The sequence below is a fragment of the Dyadobacter sp. HNCC25DJ186 genome, assembly GCF_056895235.1.
Window position 1 is genome coordinate 32,495 of the sequence record NZ_JBXHAS010000007.1, and the last position, 20,432, is coordinate 52,926.

Sequence of the window (20,432 nt, forward strand, 5' to 3'; positions counted from 1 at the left end):
TTATTAACCGAGTATTTATGAATGCACAACTTCTAGAGCGTATCACATTCAATCCTAATCAATGTGGTGGAAAACCTTGCATTCGAAACATGCGTATCCGGGTAACAGATGTTATTGAATTACTAGCCAATGGACTCACTCCTGAACAAATTGTGAATGACGAATTACCCGCTTTGGAGCTTGAAGATGTAACTGCCAGCTTGCTTTATGCGGCGGCGAAAATAAATCATCCAGTCTTTCAAGCGGCCTGATGATCATTCTTGATGCTCACATTTCGTTTCACTTCTCATGCGTAACGGAAGTCCTCCAAAATTAATTTGGCTTACTTGTGGTAATACTTCAAAGAGCAGACTGCAGGAAATTCTTGCAGTGAATTTAACACAAGCATTAAAACTCCTCCAAACAACCGATCTGGTGGAAATCACAGGACGATAATGTTCGTTTTATATATCAAAGCGCGGCACATCTGCGTTTGTAATTTCTTGATATCGGGTTAAAAAATATTTATGAAAGAACTTTTTTTTTGGAAAGTATGGTCTTCGTCAGAACGCAAAATCACGATAACCGCTCTCGTCATCGTCGCGCTCGCCTTGCTTTTTTTTATTGTTAAAAGTATCAATCCTCTCGCCAATGTGATCCGCTGGGACGTGCTCAGCGAATTGTCTGAAATTTCAACCGTTGTTGATATTTTAAAGTTTGATCAATGGCAGTATGGTATATCCGCGCCTTCAAACCTCGTGACGGAACAATTCGTCGCATCGACAATGGAAACGGATTTCCTGACCATCAGGATATTTTGGGGATTTATCATCGTAGGACTTTCTTTTATTCTTGCTTCACTGACCACAATGCCCCGGTTTTGGTATCTGACCGGAATGGTGATTTTTATTCTTTTACTTGCTTCTGCGAGACTGGAAACACTGGGTATTTTTGGAGAGGGAAACAAAGCACTTTTTATTATCACAATAACATTATATACCGGAATAAGTTATTACTTCCATGCGTTTCGGCCTGATATCGGCATCGGAATCAGGATACTGGGAATATCAGCGGTTTCTCTATTTCTCTTTGGACTGGTCGCATTTCTTTCGCCCGTTGCATTTCCGGCGCTCACAGCCGCATCCTATTCTTTGCCGGTCTGGCTGCTAATTTCCATTGCATTTTTATTAATATCCGCCACTGAAATAGTCGCTGGTCTGGTTTGGCTAAGTACCAGCGGACAAAATAAAAACGGCAAATCCGGATTGACTAATTTTCTGGTAATCAGTATTCTGTATTTGTTGTCACTTGTTCTTTTATACCTAAAAAATACAAGACAGATTGACTGGGATCTCACGTTTTTAAGCCCGGTTTATCTGGCTATTGCTGCGGGGATTCTGGGTATTTGGGGATTCAAAAAAAGAGCAGATGCTACAAACGGGTTATTATCTTTTCGTTCGAACGGATTCTGGTTATACATCGGAATGTTCATCGTCACCGCTGCTTTTGCCGGATATGCAAGTGGAACGGCAAATGATCCGCTCATTGAAGTATTGGAAGATGTAGTCGTAAACGGACAGCTCGCCATGAGCCTGGTTTTTCTGTTTTACATTCTTGTCAATTTTTTTGCTGTTTTCAAGCAAGGGCTTGCAGTTCATAAAGTCTTGTATAAACCAATGCGTTTTGGATTAACGCAAACGCGTTTGTTCGGTTTTGCCGGGGTGGTAATCTTATTTTCTGTACAACGATTACTTCCTGTTTATCAGGGAATTGCAGGTTATTTTAACGGTTTGGGTGATTTGTATAGCAACACGCGTGAATATCCGCTGGCAGAGCAATATTATAAAATGGCTTTACAGCAGGAATTTCAAAACCATAAATCCAATTATGCCCTCGCCTCGCTGGCACTGAACCAGGGAGATAAAGTTGCTGCGGCCTATTATTTTCGTCAGGCATTATTGAAAAACCCTTCCCCACAGGCTTATGCCGGTCTGACTGATGTATTAATGCAGGAAAGTTTGTTTTTCGATGCTGTTTTCAGTTTACAGGAAGGACTCCGGACTTTTCCTGAAAGCGGAGAATTGCTGAATAACCTGGGTATGCTTTATGCCAAAACCAATGTTGCGGATTCTGCCCATTATTATCTTGACAAAGCAGAGAAAACCAGTGAAAAACCGGAAGTTCCGGCGACAAATTTGCTGGCAATCTGGGCGAGAAGTACAGATTCCGGACTGCTTGACTCCCTTGCGAACAACAGTAATGCTAAAAAATATCTTTCCTGGCAGGCCAACTGGCTGGCGGTTCAAAATCTTCGTCAGAATTTTTCAAAGCGGGATTTTCAAAATAATGCCATCAAATTGGATTCGTCTCTGAGTGTCTCCGGCCTGGCATATCTGGTTAACTATGCCAGAAACCAGGCGGAGGAGGATAGTCTGCCGGCTACTTTTTTACCAAAGATCGCCAACAAAAATCAGTTGCTTTCTGAGGACTTGTTACTTGCCTCACTGTATCCTGAATTTTATAGTGGTAATAAATTGAAAGCCATCGAAACTTTGTCGGTTTGGGCAGAACAAGGTGGTGAAAAAAATAAGCTATATCATAAAATCCTGGGTCACTGGTTTTTGCAGGTAGGTTTATACGATTTGGCTATCAAGCATTTAGGAAATGTGGATGGAATAGAAGGAACATTGGGACAGGCTGTTGGGTATGCACTTTCCGGCCAGCAGGCGATCGGAGGATTATTGTTGGAAAGGATGCAGGAAAAAGAACCAAATCCCGCGTTGCAAAAACTTCAGAATTCCTTAATGTCGATCAAGCCGCCGACATCGAAAGCAGATTCCCTGTTTGCAGCAGCAAAAAAATCACCATCTGATAAAAGTTATACCGCAGCGGTTCATGCCAATCCATTTGACGCGAAAATAGTATCGTCAGCTGCGAATTATTTTAGACAAAAAAAGCAGATCCCAAGAGCATACCGGATTGTTCTGGATGCATTAAAATATAATGACCGGGCGGCTTTACTTTGGGAAGAATATACCATTTTAAGTCTTCTGCAGGGATTGACCGGACAAGCAGATGAAGGCGAAGCGCAAGTGAAAGTATTGTCGTCTCCCGCCGATTATCAGGCATTTGTCACGCGCTATCAGCCTATGCGCGCTCTTATCGAAAAACAGCGTGCAGAGTTTCAGTGATTTTTTATTTTAGCATTTGAAATGTGTTAGTAGCCACCGCGAAAATTCTTTATTCATTGGTGGGCTGAAATTTCTCAAAAATCCCGAAAAAGTTATGACGTTACAGTGGACATCAACAATGATCGGAAAGGAGACACGTATTTTTCGTGGGAAACTGATCGTCGGTCTGTTGAAACGTAGCCTTTGGAAAGACGATGCTTACGGCGAACTGGACGGATATATGGTTCGGTTTAAAACCACCGGCTTTTGGAAGAGAAAAACAGCAATTCTGGATATTGAAGGCGTAAAACAACTTGGACATATTGAATACAACTTCTGGAAAACTTCTGCGGTGATCACTTATGAAGGCAGATCTTGTAGCTGGACTTTTGACTCTTGGATGAGGAAGAGCTGGAAAATTGTTGGCGGTCAGGATCAGGCGATTTATTCCAAACCCAGTGTCTGGAAAAACAAAGGGGATATTGAAGTAGACAATATGTCTCCGGTTATGATTCTCGCCGGACTTTTTGTTTACGGGTATTTTCAAAAAGCAGCAGCAGCCGCGGTGGCGTCTACATGAAAACTAAACTTTCCTATCAAAACATAATTTCTGTATGAAAATCATTGAAACGACCGATATCTCAAAACGTTATGTGATGGGCAGTGAGGTTATCCAGGCTTTGAAATCAGTAACAATCTCTGTTAGCAAAGGAGAATATGTCGCTTTCATGGGGCCTTCAGGTTCCGGGAAATCTACTTTGATGAATATTATTGGCTGTTTGGACACACCCAGTACAGGAAAATACATTTTGAATAACAAGGACGTAAGTGATATGACGGAAAGCGAACTGGCCGAGATCCGTAATAAGGAAATTGGTTTTGTTTTTCAGACTTTCAACCTTTTACCCAGAATGTCGTCTCTTGATAACGTTGCTCTTCCACTGATCTATGCAGGATTAAACAAAGCCGACCGGACAGAAAAGGCGATGCTTTCCTTAAAAAATGTAGGTTTGGAAAACCGTGCCGGACATAAGCCAAATGAACTTTCCGGCGGTCAGCGCCAGCGTGTTGCGATTGCACGAGCGCTTGTAAACGACCCGAGTATTTTATTGGCCGATGAACCAACGGGAAACCTTGATTCCAAAACTTCCTATGAAATTATGGATCTTTTTGACCAGTTATATAGCAAAGGAAATACGATCGTGATGGTTACCCACGAAGAGGATATTGCGTACTATGCACACAGAATTATTCGTCTCCGTGACGGTCTGGTGGAGTCCGATACGATAAATCCAAATCCAACAAAGGTAAGCCAGCTGGTTTGACGCGAATTTTATTGCTAAGTACAAAATAGTTAACTTTGATAAAAAAAGAGATATGCTGTTGTAATGGAATTAGTTATAACCGTTTATCGTTCTTTTCACTCGTCAGAGACTTCACTGATAAGTAAGAACCGGTCATAAAAATGCACAAACTGACTGGAATACAGTACTTAGTTAAATTATGAAAATCAATTTCGCAGACTTAATTTTATTTGAAGACGAGGACTTTCTTCTCGTAAATAAACCGCCTCATTTGGCGACGTTGGATGAGCGTACTGCCGACCGTGGTGGTAGTGTTTTACGCCTTGCAAAAGCACATAATCCTGAATTACAAGCAGCACACCGGCTGGATAAGGAAACCTCCGGCGTACTGGCATTTGCTAAAAATCCCGCAGCTTATCGCCATTTGGCCATGCAGTTTGAGCATAGAGAGGTTACCAAACGTTATCACGCCGTAACCAACGGCATTCACAATCTGGAAGGTATCTCCGTTTATCTACCGATTTTAGCATTGAAAAATGGTACGGCCGTGAAGATCGATCGTGCCGAAGGAAAAGTTGCTGAAACTATTTTTAACACCTTAAAAGTATATCGTGGTTATACTTTGGTAGAATGTATCCCGGTTACAGGACGCATGCACCAGATCCGTATCCACCTTTCGTGCCTGAAAGCACCGATCGTTTGCGATCCGCAATATGGCGGCGAGCAAATTTTTCTTTCCAGCCTGAAACGTAAATTTAACCTTAAAAAAGAAACAGAGGAACAGCCACTGATTCAGCGGGTTGCCCTTCATGCGTTTTCACTATCTTTTGCTCTGATGAATGGCGAACGCGTGAGAATTGAAGCACCATATCCAAAGGATTTTGAAGTGTTGGTGAAGCAGCTGAATAAGTTTGGTGTTTAGCTGTTAACATCAAGTCAAATTGCCCTAATAAACAATCCGTCCATAAGTTACCATCTTTCAATCCTTCTCAATAGTTTATGAAATTAATTTTATCATTGACCAAAAGTACAATAACGATTTTTATTTTTGTGGTTGGCTTAACCAGTATCTGCAACGGTCAAACTAATCGCAAACCGGATATTATCGTCCTGAAAAACAATTCCAAAATCGAGGTTTCTATTCAGGAGGTTGATGAAAAGCTTATTAAATATAAAAAATTAACGGATCCGGATGGCCCGGTTTTCTCTGTGAATAAGACAGAAATTGCGTCAGTGCTTTACGGAAATGGTGATGTTGCTACTTTTCCGGAATCTTCCAGCAGTGAATTTTTTAAAGAAGAAGGTGGGGCGAAACCAGTAGAACGGAATCCGCAACCACTCCCGGCTAGCAAATTTGATGAAACCATATTTGCCCAAAAATCTAGCCAGCTCAAACAGTCGTATCAATATTATAAATCAAGATCCAAGAACGGATTGGTTTCAGGAATTGTCTGGACTGTCCTTGGAACAATTTCTATGGGTGTTGGTGCCGCATTAATTACAAATAGCGGATACACAAGCAATGGTTACGGTAGTTATAGTTACAATAATAATGAAGGGACCGGTGCTTTGCTGGTGATCGGGGGACTAATTGGCGGTGCAACTTTCGGAACAATTGGCTTTGTCAAAGCAGGGAAAAACGGGTCAAAAGCTACCAGAATTCGCAGAGAGCTTTTGAGAAGAGGAGAGCCGATTTCATTAAAGTTTGGACCTGGTTTTAATCCGGTGACGAATTCGGGATATTTATCACTAAAAATGATGTTCTAATTTTAAAGCATAATAAAAATCGGCTGAGATATGAATCCCAGCCGATTTTTTATTTGATGACTTAAATTTTAGAATTTGAATGTAATACCAACTTTCAAAGGAGATGCATTGTGACCAACCTCGGCAAAAACTCCCATGGCTGGTTTGAAATAATAACGAGCACCAGCAAATGCTCCAAAAAAGACACCGCTGCCATAAGAATTGTTATACCCAAGACCATCATAATTGTAGCTTGCAGCTCTGTATCCTAATGAAGGGCCTGCGTATAGATCGAGCGTGTTGATTGTTAAAAAGTGCTTACCAAAGTGATAAGAACCACGTGCAGCAATGGTGAAGAAGTTGTATCTGATGTCACTTCCAACCCAGCCATAATTCCATGTAATGAAGTCTGCCTGACCTCCAACACTAATAAAATCATGCACACCATATTCGTAAGAAGCTCCTATTCCGACGCCACCTCCGCCATAAGTTCCTCCTAAGTTAATACCTGCATTTAATAATTTATCTCCTTTTTCAAATTGCTCCTGTGCAGAAGCCGACTGTGACGAAATTCCGAGAATCGCGATAACGAATAGCGTTGATAGAATGTTTTTCATTTTCATAGACTGATTAAGTAAAAATTAATGGCACAAATTAAAGCGTTAAATACGTCGCTTCAAAACTTGTGCCATTGATACTTATTATACGGAAATTTACAATGATCAAAGGGGCTTTTGAGGCATTGTGTGGTTTAAAAGCTAGATATTCTTCTTCAATTTATCATGAAATACCTTACGGAATTTATCAAGCTTTGGTGCAATTACAAATGCACAATATCCCTGATCAGGATTTTTTGCAAAATAATCCTGATGATAATCTTCAGCCGTATAAAACGTTTGTTCCTTCGTTATTTCAGTCACAATCGGTTTGGCATAAGCGCCTGATTTGTTCAACTCGGCTTTTGCTTCTTCTGCAAGTTTTTTCTGCTCATCATTATGGTAAAAAATCACGGAACGATACTGCGGGCCAACGTCATTTCCCTGACGATTTAAGCTTGTTGGATCGTGGCCTCTGAAAAATGCTTCCAGTAAAGCCGTGTAAGTGATCTTTTTAGGGTCGTAAATCACCTGAATACATTCGGCATGGCCGGTCGTCCCTTCACAAACCTCTTTGTAGCCTGGGTTTTTAACATGTCCTCCTGAATAGCCTGAAACGACGTCCTTTACCCCGTCCAATGTTTCAAACAGAGCTTCGGAACACCAGAAACAACCGGTTCCAAAAGTTGCGATTTGTGTATTAGCTGTATCCACTGGAGTTGATACGGAAGATTCATTGCTCATTTTTTTCTTCTGCTTTTTATCGGATTGTGCGCAAGATATGACCACCATACAGCACATCAGTACGAATGTGAAAATCGGGACGATTGGTTTCATTGAAAGTATATAGTTAATTTTAAACTTCTATCAGGTTAACAGTTATTCAAAGCATAAAGTTTGTATTAATTTTTTCACGTAAGGCAGAAAACAAATACTTTGAACTTGTAACCATTGTAGACGATTTCTACAATTTATGACAATTAATATACGATACAGGATTCCGAAATGGATCATTACATCGATTTAATATGTTGTCATCGGACAACCGAATTTATGATCATCACCCTAATGAATAATGACTTATTTACATTTTAAAGCACTCCATATTATTTTCGTCGTCAGCTGGTTTGCGGGGCTTTTTTATATGCCAAGGTTGCTTGTTTATCACACCGAAGCGCAGAGCAAAGCGGACGCCATCAAAGACGCTTTGAGTGCAGAGTTTCAAAAAATGGAAAAATTGCTTTGGAACGCCATCATGGTTCCGGCCATGTGGCTGACATTAATTACCGGATCGATCATGATCTACATCACACCTGACTGGCTTAGCCAGGGATGGATGCATATGAAACTGACTTTCGTACTCGGCCTGGTGGGATACCATTTTTTTACCCGGAAACTAATCCTCGAAATAAAAAAAGGACAATTTCGGTTTAGCTCGATGCAACTCCGGCTGTGGAACGAAGTGGCAACCATTTTCCTTTTTTCGATCGTATTTTTAGTGGTACTTAAAAATTCTGTTGACTGGATCTGGGGTGTTTTGGGGCTGATCGCCTTTGCGGTAATAATTATGTCGGCAGTGAAAATTGTCAAAAAACTTCGGGAGAGTAAATAATAGTATTTTTTCATCAAGGCAAATTTTTCCTTGAAAATAAGCGTTTTATAGAATATTCAGGAATGTGCCGCTTTGGTATGGTTCTTTTATTTATTTAATTGTTTATTTGTTACATACAAAACTTGACGATCATGACATACTTAAATAAAGCGATATATTTTATAGCCAAAATCTGGTTTGCAGTGATCATGGTATTAGCATTGATTTTGACATCAATCCTTTCATTGCCATTTTTTATCATTGAATGGATCGATGGTAAACCGTCCAGATCAACAACCTTATTATTAAAGAACAGAAGAATGATTGCGGATAGACATACCAGCTAATAACCTTAGGACAGAAACAAAAAAGGAGCTCTTTAAAGCTCCTTTTTTGTTTCTAAACTTCCACACTTTCATATAATGCCGGTATGTGGATGTGCTTGAATCCAGCCTTTTCAAGTTTGATCTTAAATGAAACCTGCGTCTCATATTCTCCATGTACCAAAAATATTTTTTTAACATGTTCAGGATCCTGGCAGGACAGAAATTGTAACATTTCACTGTAATCTCCGTGTGCCGAAAATGAATCCATTACTTCTACCTGTGCTTTCACCGGATACATTTCCCCAAAAATATTTACCTCTTCATCTCCCCTTTTCAAGGCACCTGCCAAAGTATTTGGCGAAGCATATCCTACGAGCAAAATCGTTGAATTGGGGTCATTTACGTTGTTTTTGATATGATGTTTGATACGGCCGGCTTCTGCCATACCCGATGCTGAAATAATAATACAAGGTTCTTTGGATTCGTTTAAGGCGATGGATTCGCTTACGTCAGAAATATAATGCAGGTTAGGAAAAGCAAAAGCGTCGCCATCTTTTTCGATATAATCCAAAATTTCAGGATTAAAACATTCCTCATGTTCTTTCATGATTTTAGTGGCGCGGATTGCCAGCGGGCTATCGATATAAACATCGATTCTGGGAAGTTTGCCAGCGCTCGAAAGCTGGTCGAGGGCATAAATTAATTCCTGCGTCCGGTCAATGGCAAATGCAGGAATAATGACTTTCCCTTTTCGTTCCACACAAGTTTCGTGTACTACCCGGAGCAGATGTGCCTGCATATCCGTCTGCTTTTCGTGTAGCCTATCCCCATAAGTTGATTCACAAATGATAAAATCAGCCTGAGGAAAGTGATCTGGTTTGCGCAAAATATGATCTTCCGGTCGGCCGATGTCTCCGGTAAAGGTCAGTTTTTTAAAAGTACCTTTATCAGGAATACTCAAATGAACAGCAGCGCTCCCCAAAATGTGCGCCGCATCTGTGAAAAAAACGGCCACTTCGTCGTCAGTTCCAAGATGAAATGTTTGATTATACTGGACGGTGTGTAACAAAGCCAATGCTTTCTCCGCATCCTCTCCGTTATATAATTCTTCCAATAATGGCCGGCCCTGTCTTTCTCTTCTCCGGTTGATTCGTTCAAGATCCTTCACCTGGATATGTGCGCTATCCATTAACATGATCCTGCATAGATCTGCCGTTGCAGATGTGCAGAAAATGGGTCCAGAAAATCCTTTTCGGACCAGTCGTGGAATCAAACCTGAGTGATCAATATGGGCATGAGAAAGAACCAGGTAATCAACTTCGGCTGGTTTAAATCCAAATTCCTGATTAAACTCATCCGTCTGAATTCCCTGAAATAATCCGCAGTCCAGTAATATTTTTGTACCTCTTTCAGTAGTAACCAAATGCTTGCTGCCCGTAACGGTGCGTGCGGCACCAAAAAACTGAATTCGCATGATATAGTCGCTTTTTGATGGATATTAAAAATTCAATTTGAGGAAATTCAATCAGAATTAACGCAAATGGATTTAAAATTTTCCTGAAAAGATACAATTCAGTATTTTTGTAAATGCAGTTTATTCAGGTAATACATACAGCGCGTCCAGGTTACGGCCCAATCCGTCATAATCCAGACCATATCCAACAACGAAACGATTTGGAATCTCGAAGCCGACATAACGCAGTTCAATCGGTTTTTTTATAGCCTCGGGCTTGTGGAGCAGCGTCGCAATTTCAACAGAATTTGGCCCTAATTCCCGGATTTGCAGAAGCAATTGGTGCATGGTGAGACCGGTATCTACAATATCTTCTATAATAATTACATCACGATCGATAAGGTTTTCTTCCAAACCAATGATTTGCCGTACCTTTCCGGTTGATTCTGTTTGGGAATACGACGACAACCGGATAAAAGTGATTTCGCAGGAAAGAGGAATTCTTTTTACAAGCTCGGAAGCGAAGAGAAAGGCTCCATTGAGGACAACCAGAAAAAAAGGCTTTCGTCCTTGATAATCAGTATTAATCTGTGCTGCAAGCTCTGCAATACGGTTTTCAATAACCTCCTGGGAAATGAATGGAGTAAATGTTTTATCGTGAATTGTAATCATGTCGGATTTTCTTAAACAGTAATATTAACTCTTTTTTCAAAAACACACTTCCCCGCAAACGTAAATTATGAATCGAACGTTAATATTGACAGATTTTTAAGCTTAATTATGAAAAAAGTGCTGGTTAAACCTATTGCTTACGTTCTTGTTATTTTTCTTTCGATCACTTCTGCTGTTGCCCAACTATACTCCTCGGCCGAACTGGACAAGAATTATGATATGGTTCTTAAGAATCCGGGCGTCCAGATAGAAGCGACAGAGGCAATTAATATGTTGTATAACTATAAATTTGCCGAAGCTGATGCAGAATTCCGCTGGCTGCGATACCGCTATCCCAAACATCCCATGCCTCATTTTTTGATGGGTCTGGCCGAATGGTGGAAAATTGTGCCAAATACTGATATTGAGACGTATGACAAAAAATTCCTTGCGCACATGGACTCTACCATTACGTTGGCTGAGACCTTGTATGAAGACGAAAAAAATAAAATAGAGCCTGCATTTTTTCTTGCAGCAGCCCACGCATTTAAAGGTCGTCTGTATTCCGAACGCAAACAATGGACAAAGGCTACATTTGCAGGAAAAAGCGCGCTGAAATATCTGGAAATATGTAAAGGAAATGGCGATTTATCTCCGGAGCTGCTTTTTGGAGATGGCCTCTATAACTACTATGCGCAATGGGTGTCAAATGAGTATCCACTGCTTAAACCCATTCTTGCTTTTTTCCCAAAAGGCAATAAAAAACTGGGTGAACAACAGCTTGAAAAGGTTGGAAACAATGCATTTTACACGAGGGTTGAGGCAAGATATTTCCTTTTGCAGATTTACAGCATGGAAAATGAATATGGAAAAGCTTATGAAATGGCGAAGTACATGTGGCAGACCTATCCTAACAATCCATATTTTGAAAGATATTTTTGCCGGACAGCGTTTGTGACCGGAAAAACAGGTGAAGCTGAAAAAGCCGCACAAAATATTCTCAATAAAATAAGTCAGGGAATGCCGGGATATGAGGGCGTAAGTGGCAGAAATGCAGCGTACGTTCTTGGTTTTTACAACATGCAATATTACAGGAACTACGATCTGGCCAGTCAGTATTTCAAAAAGGCCGTTGAGTTTTCTACGCAGACAAATTCGATGAATGCCGGTTATTATGTCTCTTCACTTTTAGGTTTAGGGAAAATCGCAGAACTTCAAAAAAACTATGATGAGGCGTTGAGTTATTACAAACTCGCAGACGACAAAGCAGACCGTAAGTCAAGCCAGCATAAGGAGGCTAAAAAACACATTGACAGCCTGAAAAAGCTAAAAAGGGAAGAGCGACGGAACAGGAGAAAATAGATGTTTTTATTACCCGTCGGATGGTGAAAAAAACCATCCGACGGGCCTCCCGTCCTACGGCTTTTTCGCCGTCGGACGGGTAATAAAAGACAGCCACTAATCATAAGCTTTTTCGCCGTCGGACGGGTAATAAAAGACAGCCTACTAATCATAAGCTTTTTCGCCGTCGGACGGGTAATAAAAGACTGCCACTAATCACAAGCTTTCTCGCGGTCGGACGGGTAATAAAAGACAGCCACTAATCACAAGCTTTTTTGCCGTCGCACAAACAACCAAACAACCTACTCCCCTTTCTTCAATTTAGCATAATGCTTGAAAAACAAAGGAATCGTTTCAATGCCTTTGTAAAAATTAAACAGACCATAACTCTCATTCGGTCCGTGAAGGCCATCGATATCCAGGCCAAAACCCATCAGAATACTTTTTCTTCCCAGTTCCTGCTCAAATAATGCAACGATCGGAATACTTCCGCCTCCACGTGTTGGAATCGGCTTTTTACCAAAAGATTCTTCCATCGCCATTTCTGCCGCTTTGTATTCCATAGAATCTGTTGGCGTAACATAAGGCAAGCCGCCGTGATGCGGAACAACTTTAACCTTCACCGAAGACGGCGCGATGGCTTCAAAATGTTTAGTGAAAAGATCACAAATCTCCTGATCCGTTTGATTTGGTACCAGGCGCATTGATATCTTGGCGTTCGCTTTTGATGGCAAAACTGTTTTTGCTCCTTCACCAATATAACCTCCCCAAATTCCATTGACATCCAGCGTAGGACGAACAGAAGTACGCTCAATCGTTGAATATCCTTTCTCTCCCGCCACATCTGCGATTGAAAGATCTCTTTTGTATTCTTCAAGATCAAAGGGCGCAGCGTTCAGCGCATCTCTTTCCGTTTGAGATAAATCCTGGACATTGTCGTAAAAACCTGGGATGGTTATATGCCCGTTTTCATCTTTGAGCGAAGCGATCATTTCACACAACACATTAATCGGATTTGCCACACCGCCTCCGTACACGCCCGAATGAAGGTCTCTGTTAGCGCCCACAACTTCAACTTCAAGGTAGGTTAATCCACGAAGTCCTGTTTCAATGGACGGTACATCGTTTGCGATCATACTTGTATCCGAAATAAGAATGGTATCACATTTCAGCATCTCGCGATTTTCTCTGACAAATGTTTCCAGATGGGAAGAACCAACTTCTTCTTCTCCTTCGATCATAATCTTGATATTGCAAGTCAAAGAATCTGTTGCCAGCATTGTTTCCAGTGCCTTTACGTGCATATAAAACTGACCCTTATCATCGCAGGCACCGCGGGCATAAATACGGTCGTTTTTAATAACAGGTTCAAAAGGCGGGGAATCCCATAATTCGTAAGGATCCGCCGGCTGAACGTCATAATGTCCATAAACCAAAACTGTGGGCAGAGCCGGATCAATCATTTTTTCACCATAAACAATCGGATGTCCCGGCGTTTCATAAATTTCTGCCTTATCCGCTCCTGCACCGACGATACTATCACGCACAAATTCTGCGGCTTTGATCATATCGTTTTTAAACTTTGAATCAGCACTTACCGAGGGAATTCTGATTAGGTCTAAAAGTTCGTTTAAAAATTTATCTCGGTTTTTTTCGATGTAGTCATTCATTTTTTATCAGTCTAAAATTAAAATATTAACCGTTTTTGATACGATTACAATATGCAAATCTATAAGATTAAACGGTGCCCAATTTAAAAAAATAACCCCTAAGGCAATCACCTTAGGGGTCGGTATTTCTAATTTTTTGTTTCTCAGGAATGTCCTTTCGATTTTGATTTTGCGAAAATGTTTACGCGGCTCTCATTACCGTTCAGCAGTCTGACAATATTTTTCTGGTGCGTGATCACAACCAGAACAAACATGACAAAACCAAAGATTACGAGCAATGTTTCTGGCTGACCGAAAACGCCGAGTAAAGACATAACCGGAAACGCCAATGTGGCCAGAATTGAACTTAAAGAAACATATTGAGAGGCAATCAATGTCAATATAAAAATGGCGATACTCAATGCTGCAAGTTCCGGGTGAATGGCAAGTACCATACCAAGCAATGTAGCAATCCCTTTTCCGCCTTTAAACCCAACGAATACCGGGAAAATATGCCCAACTATGGCGATAATACCAAAGATGATCTTGTACATTAAGATATCTCCCTCGGCAATTGTTCCCATGTAAAACAACATGGAAGCAAGGCAGGTTGCCGTCCAGCCTTTCATGACATCGATAAGCATAACAATAGTCCCAGCACGTTTGCCAAGCACCCTGAAAGTATTGGTAGCTCCTGCATTTCCACTTCCGTGTTTACGTACATCAATTCCGAAATAACCAATTCCGTACCATACCGAACTTGGAATGGATCCTAATAAATAGGCGGCTATTGTCGTAATTATGAATAAGGCAATGCTCATTTTGTATTATTGGTAGGTTAATTTGAACTTTAAAAGTTTCTTAAAAATACGGCTCTTTTGCCAATTAAGCAAGCAAACGGTATTCTAACATTAAAATGCAAAAATAGGTTTTGTTCGCCAAAAAATAAAATTCCGTATCTAACGATTTGACTGTCAGAAACCCTCGGCTTTTTCTTCTTTCTTCTTTTTTTCTTCTGCCGGAATAACTTTTTTCTTAACGGTCTTGGTGAGCTTGGCCTTTTTAACTGCTGGCTGATAGAAGTCGTCAAAGCGGCTTACAAACAAATCTTTCTCTTCGACGCCAATAGATACCAGCGACATATCTTTGGATTTTGAATTGGCACCTTTTGAGGTAACCAGATCATTAAAATCCATTTGTGACGATACAACACCTAGTTCTTTTTCTTTGTAATCAAAATAATACCAAACGTCTGGCGAGGCCTGCAGATACATGCTAAATTCGTCACCAAGCTCAGACCGACGGATTTCAAGGACACCTTCCATCTGTGCATTGATGTTATTTTTCCCAAAGTGGGAAACGCCAATGGGGCCTTGCGAAAAATAAGCGTTATGAACCGGCGACCAGTGTAAGTCAACGCTGGATAGCGCAATTGGTGCATCAAGTGTCGGAGATGCATCGAACAAGGGCTTATATCCGGCAGCCGAAAGTTTGAGATAAGCGTCAACACCTTTTGAACCAATAAGCGCTGACAATTTCCTGTTTAGGTTTTCAGCATCGTCGTCGGCCGCCGTACTGTTCTGTTCTTCAAGATTTGTTTCAACGATTTTTGCAGCCAGCTGAGGTAAAACCGGTTCCAGCGCTGAAAGTTTCATCAGTAACATTGAATTGAAAGTAAACCGTGAACTATCAACCTGCACATTGGCAATACCTGCCGACTGCAGCCAATCCGATGAGGTATATTTCATCGGGCCGGAGAAGGATGCAATACCGGTTTTATCGTCAAATGTTAACGTATTTCCTTCGTCCACAAGCCCGTCCGGTCCCGCTGGCGGAGCAACTTTAAAGGCTTTGTTATCCTCGTCATAGTTTAAGGTTCCCTGCGCAAGGTAAATATCCTCGTCACCATCGGACTCTTTTGGAGACAAAAATGACATGTACATTCCGCGGCTTTCATTGAAATGCAAACCAACAGAAAGCGGCAGATCATGCTCATTGCGGAGGTTTTTGTCAATTTTTATACCAACGGTTTCGCCTGGTGTATCCTTGTAAACGATCCAGGAACTCTGGAAATCTTTGCGGAATTTGATAACAGGTTTTACAAATCCTTCAAGCTGAAGCGACGGCTGATAAGCGATCAGATTGATATCGCCTTTGTACTGAATTCTTGGAGAAAGGATTAAATTTTCAGCTTCCTTGATATCTGCTTTTGCTGTGGTATAATACTGGATCGGTCCTGATTCCGTATTTCCTTTTGATTTTTTTCCTTCTGCCGCAGTTTCAATTTCCCTTAATTCAAAGTTCTGCATTTTGATATTAAAGGTATCTTTTCGAGCCGTGATATACTGATAGGTTGCAGAGCCCTCAAACCGGTTCCGGGAATCAATTTTAATATCTGCATCGCGCAAACGGTGAGAGGCATTTAAAGTATCGATTTCTATTCTGGCTTTTTTCAATGGCGCGATTTGCCCGTTACTGCCAATGCTTACCATTCCTTTGTCAGGAATAATTTTGACGTCAGCCGTGCGGATAAAGGGCACGCCGCGTACGTTCAATGTTACTTTTTCGACATCATAAATCCCTTCCGAAGCTTCAAAAGTCAACCCTTCCTGTTCAGGAGCAAGTGAAGTGTAAGACGATGTTTCTCCAAATCCCTTCATCAAAATGGTCTTTTTCAAAATATCCCATTTTGCAGTGGCGATCAAAGTTTTGTAAGACGCCGCCGGAAGCTCCATACCGGAAGAATCAGAATCAAAACCAGTTGAATCGGTAACGAAATTCACGACCGAAGTTTTGATGTTAAAATCGATATTTACATTTCGTCCCGTGAGGATATTTTTGGCAGATTTAGCTTGCCCGCCATTAATTACAAAAAGGGATCTGTTTGCTAAAAAACCATCTTTATTGAATTTGATATCGTCCGAAGTTAATTCCGAGTCCGGACGTTTAAGTTTTCCATTTCCATAAAGTCCGGAAGACCTCAGCAGCAATCCACCTTCAAGACTGGTTGTGCCTTTGTAAAATGAAAAAGATTTTCCCTGTGTATTGATAAACATACTGTCAGAATTTGGAAACCAGCGGAGTGCATAATCTTTTAATTCTACCGCAGGAAAATATCCTTTGCCAATCGTAGCTTCCTTGATGCTGGCAATTTCTCCCGAAGCAAGTAAAGAATCAGCTGTCAGCAATACATTTTTTGCCGTCATCGAAGCAGACAGGTAACGCATAACGGCTTTTGATTTTAAGCCACCGTTATCCATTGTCAGCGTATCTGTAAAACGCGCCATCGCTTTTCCTCCATATAACTTCAACTCGGTCACAGGCGGCTTATATTCAAAACCAAGAGAGTTGTCGGGCATGCTTTTCAGTATGGTCTGAATTGGAGGAAGTATTCCATTAGAGTTGAAAGTACCGTCGAAGATCACATCGCGCTGATCCAGTCCGTCCATATCAATTTTAGGAATTTTAAAGAAGACTTCCCGGGGATATAGGATCGTTCCTCTTTCCGGCTGATCGAAGTATACGATCATACCATCCGGTACCACCAGTCGCGGCGACTTTTTGCCTTTTTGAACACCTGATTTGTTTGCAGGATCACTTAAAAAGAAAGTCCCGCCTTTTTCATATTTCACGTGGCCACCAACTTCTCCGCCTTGTCCTTTGGCGAATTTTTCTTTTGGCGTGAACGTGATTGAGTCGTTTGGATTGACATTAACAAAAAACTGTCCGTAGTTGAATTTAAGATTTTGTCCCCGAAACTGGTAATTGTTGGCAACCAACTGTCCGTTTAAAGAAAAGTCCCTGTTACGGCCAATAACGAGTTTTTTATCAGATGGAATGGCAAATATCTTCAATGAATCACTAACGATGAAACGACCTACGCCCAGGACTGTCAGTAAAGTATCTTTCAGCGAAATCGTTGCATTGGCATTTTCATCGTTCGAAGCAAACTGAGAGCTTACCTGGAAATTGTCGTAATCCGTTTTATCAAGGCTTCCCAGAACATATAAAATTCCTTTTTTTGATACTGAATATTCGTCAGTTGTTTTGTCGTATTTGAAATAACCTTCCAGCGCTAATCTTTGTAAAGCCCGACGAATGATTACCGGATCCTGTTTGAATTTTTTAGCGAGATCTTCGGCCAGAAACGACGGTTTTTTTTCGGTCTGTGTATAGTTTGCAGCCATCAGAAGAGGCTGAAAACCAAATTCCTGAGCGATACCACGGAAACGTTCTTTTTTGAAAAAATCAAAAGATTCGAGTTTTACCGGTACAACCTGTTTACCGTCAATCCGGGTAAATTCAACTTTTTCGTTTGGAAAAGTCCAGCGCATCAACTGAGCCCAGATATTCATTTTGTGGTAAGAATCCTGATAAGGTAATGGCCCAAAATCAGTTTTTTCGGCACGCCCGAGTTTCACTTGTCCTTCCTGGTCGTTGTAAGTAAAAGTGACGCCCGGATGATACAGAGAATCTTTTCCCATGGGCATTGTGAAGGAAGCCAACGGGGCAGAAATTACAGAATCTTTCAGCGAGAACTTTTTACTGGTTGCCGAAAATGCCGGTTTGTCCTGAAAAGAAACGGTAATTTTAGAGGGTTCATCGCTGAGCGACGTACTGAACATGGTTGTTCCGATTAATGCAAACCCGCCCTTATAAGCGATGTTTTTCCTGGATGCTTTTAACTGTGCATCATTTTTATTGGAAACAAAACGCGGGTACTGCGCCGGCTGACTTCTGGATCTTTTAACACTTCGATATTCCAGCGTGCCTTTGATTGGATTGGCCAGTTGGTTTTCATTATGCAATGTCACATTTTCAGCGACTATTTTTGGCTGGGTTATATTAAAAGAATAGGTATCAAAATCAGCGTAGATTGAGGAGTCGCCTGCCGTTTGCCAATTGAATTTTCCACCCTTTCCTGCAAAAATTCCGTCTTTCAGAGAAACACTTCCTGTTGTTGGTCCAAAAGCGACAGAATCGCCAGTGGCTACCATACCCAGAACAGCATTTTGAAGATCAATTACAGCTCCTGAAACTGGCGGCAGAGGTTTTGATTTTGGAGCAATCACCAAGTTGGAATCAACCGGAGTATCCCAATTGTCGGCTGCCTGAACTTTTTGCGCTTCAACAACGGCGGCGCTCGTGGTATCGAAACGGAATTTATAAGTACCGCTAAGCAGATAAAGTGAGTTAAAATTTGATGTGTATAGCTTGTTCGTTTCTATTGTATTTTTGACGGTTTCAAGGATCCGCTGCATGGTCTTTGCATCATATTTTTCGCCAGACTTTGCGGCGAGGTCGAGAAACCCGTCAACGTCTCCCTGCCCTTTCAACAATGTGGTTGTATTTTTGATCAGCAAATGAAGGATCGGACCTGCTTTCTGTCCCTTTGAAAATTGCGTTTTGACAACCCCAATAAACTTACTTTGCTGTGGGGAACTGACGGAGCTCATCCAGACACTGTCCAGCTGGGCTGTCGACCGGATATAAACCGGGTTTTTGCTACCGTCCATCAGTTTCCTGATTTGCACCATAAACTGACCAGGATCGTCGGAGGCTTTGAGGTTTTGAGCGGAGAGATTTTTGCCTCCGAGTAAAATAATACAGGATAACAGGAAGTAACGAATGATCTTCATGTAGTATTTAGCAGAGTTTAATCTTAGTGTTTCGAGTTTAAGATACTGAAAATCAGTAATTAGAAGTTCAGTATCTTAAACGCTTAATCTATTTATTCTTTTCAAAAATGACAGTCGCCCATTGGTTGCGTGTATTTGATCTTAATTTGGTAAGTCCATTTTCTGCTCCACAATTTTCGATATCAGCCTGATCCATTTCATAAAATCCGCTTGTGACAAGCCATCCACCTGGCAATAAATGAGAAACGTATTTCGGGATCTCGTCGAGCAGAATGTTTCGATTAATATTTGCCAGAATTCCACCGAATTTCTTATCGGCAGGCACTTCATTAATGGTCCCTTTAAAGACTTCCGCCTCCTCTCCCAATCCGTTCATTGCAAAATTTTCTGCTGTATTTTCAACAGCCCAGTCGTCAATATCAAAACCCAGTAAACTTTTCGCACCCAGTTTTGAAGCCAAAATGGCCAGAATACCTGTCCCACAACCAACATCCATAATCGAAAGACCGTCGTGAGGAAGATTAAGTTGCTCATTCATCACAAGCCAGGTTGTTTCATGATGACCGGTCCCAAAAGACATTTTTGGCTGGATCAGCAGGTCATAAGTGAAACCTGGATCCGGCTCGTGAAATGTAGCGCGAACGCGGATTTCTTTACCTACTTCAATGGGCTCATAACTTCTTTCCCACTCCTCATTCCAATTCTTCCTTTCTAACGATTTCCATGAACTAGCTATTGCGGTAGTCTCACTGTATTTGGCGATTAGCGCTTGTAATACAGTTTCATTAAAATCTTCCTCCGGGATATAAGCGGATAACCCTTCGTCGGTTTCGACAAAAGATTCAAATCCAGCCTCAGCCAGTTCGGCCATTAATATTTCTGTAAAGTCAGAATCGAGTTCGAGTTGTACTTCTACGTAATTCATGCGATTTGTTATAGATATGCTATGGTGAAGGTCTTGAATTTTTTTAGAAATTCAAGGAGAGA

The 20,432-nt window shown here is 41.2% G+C and carries 17 protein-coding genes and 1 pseudogene; 10 read left to right on the forward strand and 8 right to left on the reverse strand.

Annotation, left to right across the window (positions count from 1 at the left end):
* Positions 1 to 17 precede the first annotated feature (17 nt).
* The 7 genes and pseudogenes from AC1XUO_RS20020 (at position 18) to AC1XUO_RS20050 (ending at position 6,220) form a co-directional block, all read left to right on the forward strand.
* Entirely contained in the window at positions 18 to 251 is a 234-nt protein-coding gene (locus AC1XUO_RS20020; RefSeq protein ID WP_483331551.1) for a DUF433 domain-containing protein, read from the forward strand.
* A 31-nt stretch (positions 252 to 282) separates the two neighbouring features.
* Positions 283 to 435: pseudogene (locus AC1XUO_RS20025) on the forward strand (DUF5615 family PIN-like protein); the annotation flags it as partial.
* Positions 436 to 506: 71 nt separating this feature from the next.
* Positions 507 to 3,170, forward strand: a complete 2,664-nt coding sequence (locus AC1XUO_RS20030; RefSeq protein ID WP_483331552.1) for a tetratricopeptide repeat protein — start codon at positions 507 to 509, stop codon at positions 3,168 to 3,170.
* Positions 3,171 to 3,264: 94 nt separating this feature from the next.
* Positions 3,265 to 3,729, forward strand: a complete 465-nt coding sequence (locus AC1XUO_RS20035) for a hypothetical protein (protein ID WP_483331553.1) — start codon at positions 3,265 to 3,267, stop codon at positions 3,727 to 3,729.
* Positions 3,730 to 3,763: 34 nt separating this feature from the next.
* Complete coding sequence (locus AC1XUO_RS20040; RefSeq protein WP_483331554.1) at positions 3,764 to 4,474, forward strand: ABC transporter ATP-binding protein; 711 nt, start codon at positions 3,764 to 3,766, stop codon at positions 4,472 to 4,474.
* A 178-nt stretch (positions 4,475 to 4,652) separates the two neighbouring features.
* Positions 4,653 to 5,375, forward strand: coding sequence for an RluA family pseudouridine synthase (locus tag AC1XUO_RS20045; protein ID WP_235151435.1), 723 nt, complete (start codon positions 4,653 to 4,655; stop codon positions 5,373 to 5,375).
* A gap of 77 nt (positions 5,376 to 5,452) precedes the next feature.
* Positions 5,453 to 6,220 (forward strand): hypothetical protein, encoded by a 768-nt coding sequence (locus AC1XUO_RS20050; protein ID WP_483331555.1) that lies wholly within the window; start codon positions 5,453 to 5,455, stop codon positions 6,218 to 6,220.
* Positions 6,221 to 6,288: 68 nt separating this feature from the next.
* Here the strand turns inward: AC1XUO_RS20050 and AC1XUO_RS20055 are convergent, their stop codons facing one another.
* Both AC1XUO_RS20055 and msrA read right to left on the reverse strand, forming a co-directional pair.
* Complete coding sequence (locus AC1XUO_RS20055; protein WP_483331556.1) at positions 6,289 to 6,816, reverse strand: hypothetical protein; 528 nt, start codon at positions 6,814 to 6,816, stop codon at positions 6,289 to 6,291.
* A gap of 141 nt (positions 6,817 to 6,957) precedes the next feature.
* Positions 6,958 to 7,632 carry a peptide-methionine (S)-S-oxide reductase MsrA gene (gene msrA, locus AC1XUO_RS20060; RefSeq protein ID WP_483331557.1) on the reverse strand — a complete coding sequence of 225 codons (675 nt, stop codon included), beginning with the start codon at positions 7,630 to 7,632 and terminating at the stop codon, positions 6,958 to 6,960.
* Between the two features lie 238 nt (positions 7,633 to 7,870).
* Here msrA and AC1XUO_RS20065 point away from each other — a divergent pair, with 238 nt between their 5' ends.
* Together AC1XUO_RS20065 and AC1XUO_RS20070 are read left to right on the forward strand one after the other, a co-directional pair.
* On the forward strand, positions 7,871 to 8,407 hold the full coding sequence (locus tag AC1XUO_RS20065) for a CopD family protein (RefSeq protein WP_483331558.1): 537 nt from the start codon (positions 7,871 to 7,873) through the stop codon (positions 8,405 to 8,407).
* A gap of 131 nt (positions 8,408 to 8,538) precedes the next feature.
* Positions 8,539 to 8,733 (forward strand): hypothetical protein, encoded by a 195-nt coding sequence (locus tag AC1XUO_RS20070; RefSeq protein ID WP_483331559.1) that lies wholly within the window; start codon positions 8,539 to 8,541, stop codon positions 8,731 to 8,733.
* A gap of 52 nt (positions 8,734 to 8,785) precedes the next feature.
* On the opposite strand, the gene AC1XUO_RS20075 is transcribed toward AC1XUO_RS20070, so the two are convergent.
* Together AC1XUO_RS20075 and hpt are read right to left on the reverse strand one after the other, a co-directional pair.
* On the reverse strand, positions 8,786 to 10,186 hold the full coding sequence (locus AC1XUO_RS20075; RefSeq protein WP_483331560.1) for an MBL fold metallo-hydrolase RNA specificity domain-containing protein: 1,401 nt from the start codon (positions 10,184 to 10,186) through the stop codon (positions 8,786 to 8,788).
* 120 nt (positions 10,187 to 10,306) lie between these two features.
* A complete protein-coding gene (gene hpt, locus AC1XUO_RS20080; RefSeq protein WP_483331561.1) occupies positions 10,307 to 10,837 on the reverse strand; it encodes a hypoxanthine phosphoribosyltransferase in 531 nt (176 codons plus the stop codon).
* Positions 10,838 to 10,945: 108 nt separating this feature from the next.
* On the opposite strand from hpt, the gene AC1XUO_RS20085 reads away from it, so the two are divergent.
* Positions 10,946 to 12,178, forward strand: coding sequence for a tetratricopeptide repeat protein (locus AC1XUO_RS20085; protein WP_483331562.1), 1,233 nt, complete (start codon positions 10,946 to 10,948; stop codon positions 12,176 to 12,178).
* Between the two features lie 281 nt (positions 12,179 to 12,459).
* Here AC1XUO_RS20085 and AC1XUO_RS20090 read toward each other — a convergent pair whose 3' ends face one another.
* The 4 genes from AC1XUO_RS20090 to prmA all read right to left on the reverse strand — a co-directional run bounded on the left by AC1XUO_RS20090 (position 12,460) and on the right by prmA (position 20,370).
* Positions 12,460 to 13,827 carry a dipeptidase gene (locus AC1XUO_RS20090; RefSeq protein ID WP_483331563.1) on the reverse strand — a complete coding sequence of 456 codons (1,368 nt, stop codon included), beginning with the start codon at positions 13,825 to 13,827 and terminating at the stop codon, positions 12,460 to 12,462.
* Between the two features lie 143 nt (positions 13,828 to 13,970).
* The gene (gene plsY / locus AC1XUO_RS20095) at positions 13,971 to 14,627 is read right to left on the reverse strand and encodes a glycerol-3-phosphate 1-O-acyltransferase PlsY (RefSeq protein ID WP_235151443.1); all 657 of its coding nucleotides are present in this window, start codon (positions 14,625 to 14,627) and stop codon (positions 13,971 to 13,973) included.
* 153 nt (positions 14,628 to 14,780) lie between these two features.
* Entirely contained in the window at positions 14,781 to 19,445 is a 4,665-nt protein-coding gene (locus AC1XUO_RS20100) for a hypothetical protein (RefSeq protein ID WP_483331564.1), read from the reverse strand.
* A gap of 88 nt (positions 19,446 to 19,533) precedes the next feature.
* Positions 19,534 to 20,370, reverse strand: a complete 837-nt coding sequence (prmA, locus tag AC1XUO_RS20105) for a 50S ribosomal protein L11 methyltransferase (RefSeq protein ID WP_483331565.1) — start codon at positions 20,368 to 20,370, stop codon at positions 19,534 to 19,536.
* Between the last annotated feature and the right edge of the window lie 62 nt (positions 20,371 to 20,432).

Coding starts and splice junctions, on each gene's coding strand:
- AC1XUO_RS20090 (WP_483331563.1), bottom strand. CDS start 13,827: ATGAATGACTACATCGAAAAAAACCGAGATAAATTTTTAAACGAACTT.
- AC1XUO_RS20030 (WP_483331552.1), top strand. CDS start 507: ATGAAAGAACTTTTTTTTTGGAAAGTATGGTCTTCGTCAGAACGCAAA.
- AC1XUO_RS20020 (WP_483331551.1), top strand. CDS start 18: ATGAATGCACAACTTCTAGAGCGTATCACATTCAATCCTAATCAATGT.
- AC1XUO_RS20075 (WP_483331560.1), bottom strand. CDS start 10,186: ATGCGAATTCAGTTTTTTGGTGCCGCACGCACCGTTACGGGCAGCAAG.
- AC1XUO_RS20100 (WP_483331564.1), bottom strand. CDS start 19,445: ATGAAGATCATTCGTTACTTCCTGTTATCCTGTATTATTTTACTCGGA.
- AC1XUO_RS20070 (WP_483331559.1), top strand. CDS start 8,539: ATGACATACTTAAATAAAGCGATATATTTTATAGCCAAAATCTGGTTT.
- AC1XUO_RS20065 (WP_483331558.1), top strand. CDS start 7,871: ATGACTTATTTACATTTTAAAGCACTCCATATTATTTTCGTCGTCAGC.
- plsY (WP_235151443.1), bottom strand. CDS start 14,627: ATGAGCATTGCCTTATTCATAATTACGACAATAGCCGCCTATTTATTA.
- AC1XUO_RS20055 (WP_483331556.1), bottom strand. CDS start 6,816: ATGAAAAACATTCTATCAACGCTATTCGTTATCGCGATTCTCGGAATT.
- AC1XUO_RS20045 (WP_235151435.1), top strand. CDS start 4,653: ATGAAAATCAATTTCGCAGACTTAATTTTATTTGAAGACGAGGACTTT.
- hpt (WP_483331561.1), bottom strand. CDS start 10,837: ATGATTACAATTCACGATAAAACATTTACTCCATTCATTTCCCAGGAG.
- AC1XUO_RS20040 (WP_483331554.1), top strand. CDS start 3,764: ATGAAAATCATTGAAACGACCGATATCTCAAAACGTTATGTGATGGGC.
- AC1XUO_RS20035 (WP_483331553.1), top strand. CDS start 3,265: ATGACGTTACAGTGGACATCAACAATGATCGGAAAGGAGACACGTATT.
- AC1XUO_RS20050 (WP_483331555.1), top strand. CDS start 5,453: ATGAAATTAATTTTATCATTGACCAAAAGTACAATAACGATTTTTATT.
- prmA (WP_483331565.1), bottom strand. CDS start 20,370: ATGAATTACGTAGAAGTACAACTCGAACTCGATTCTGACTTTACAGAA.
- msrA (WP_483331557.1), bottom strand. CDS start 7,632: ATGAAACCAATCGTCCCGATTTTCACATTCGTACTGATGTGCTGTATG.
- AC1XUO_RS20085 (WP_483331562.1), top strand. CDS start 10,946: ATGAAAAAAGTGCTGGTTAAACCTATTGCTTACGTTCTTGTTATTTTT.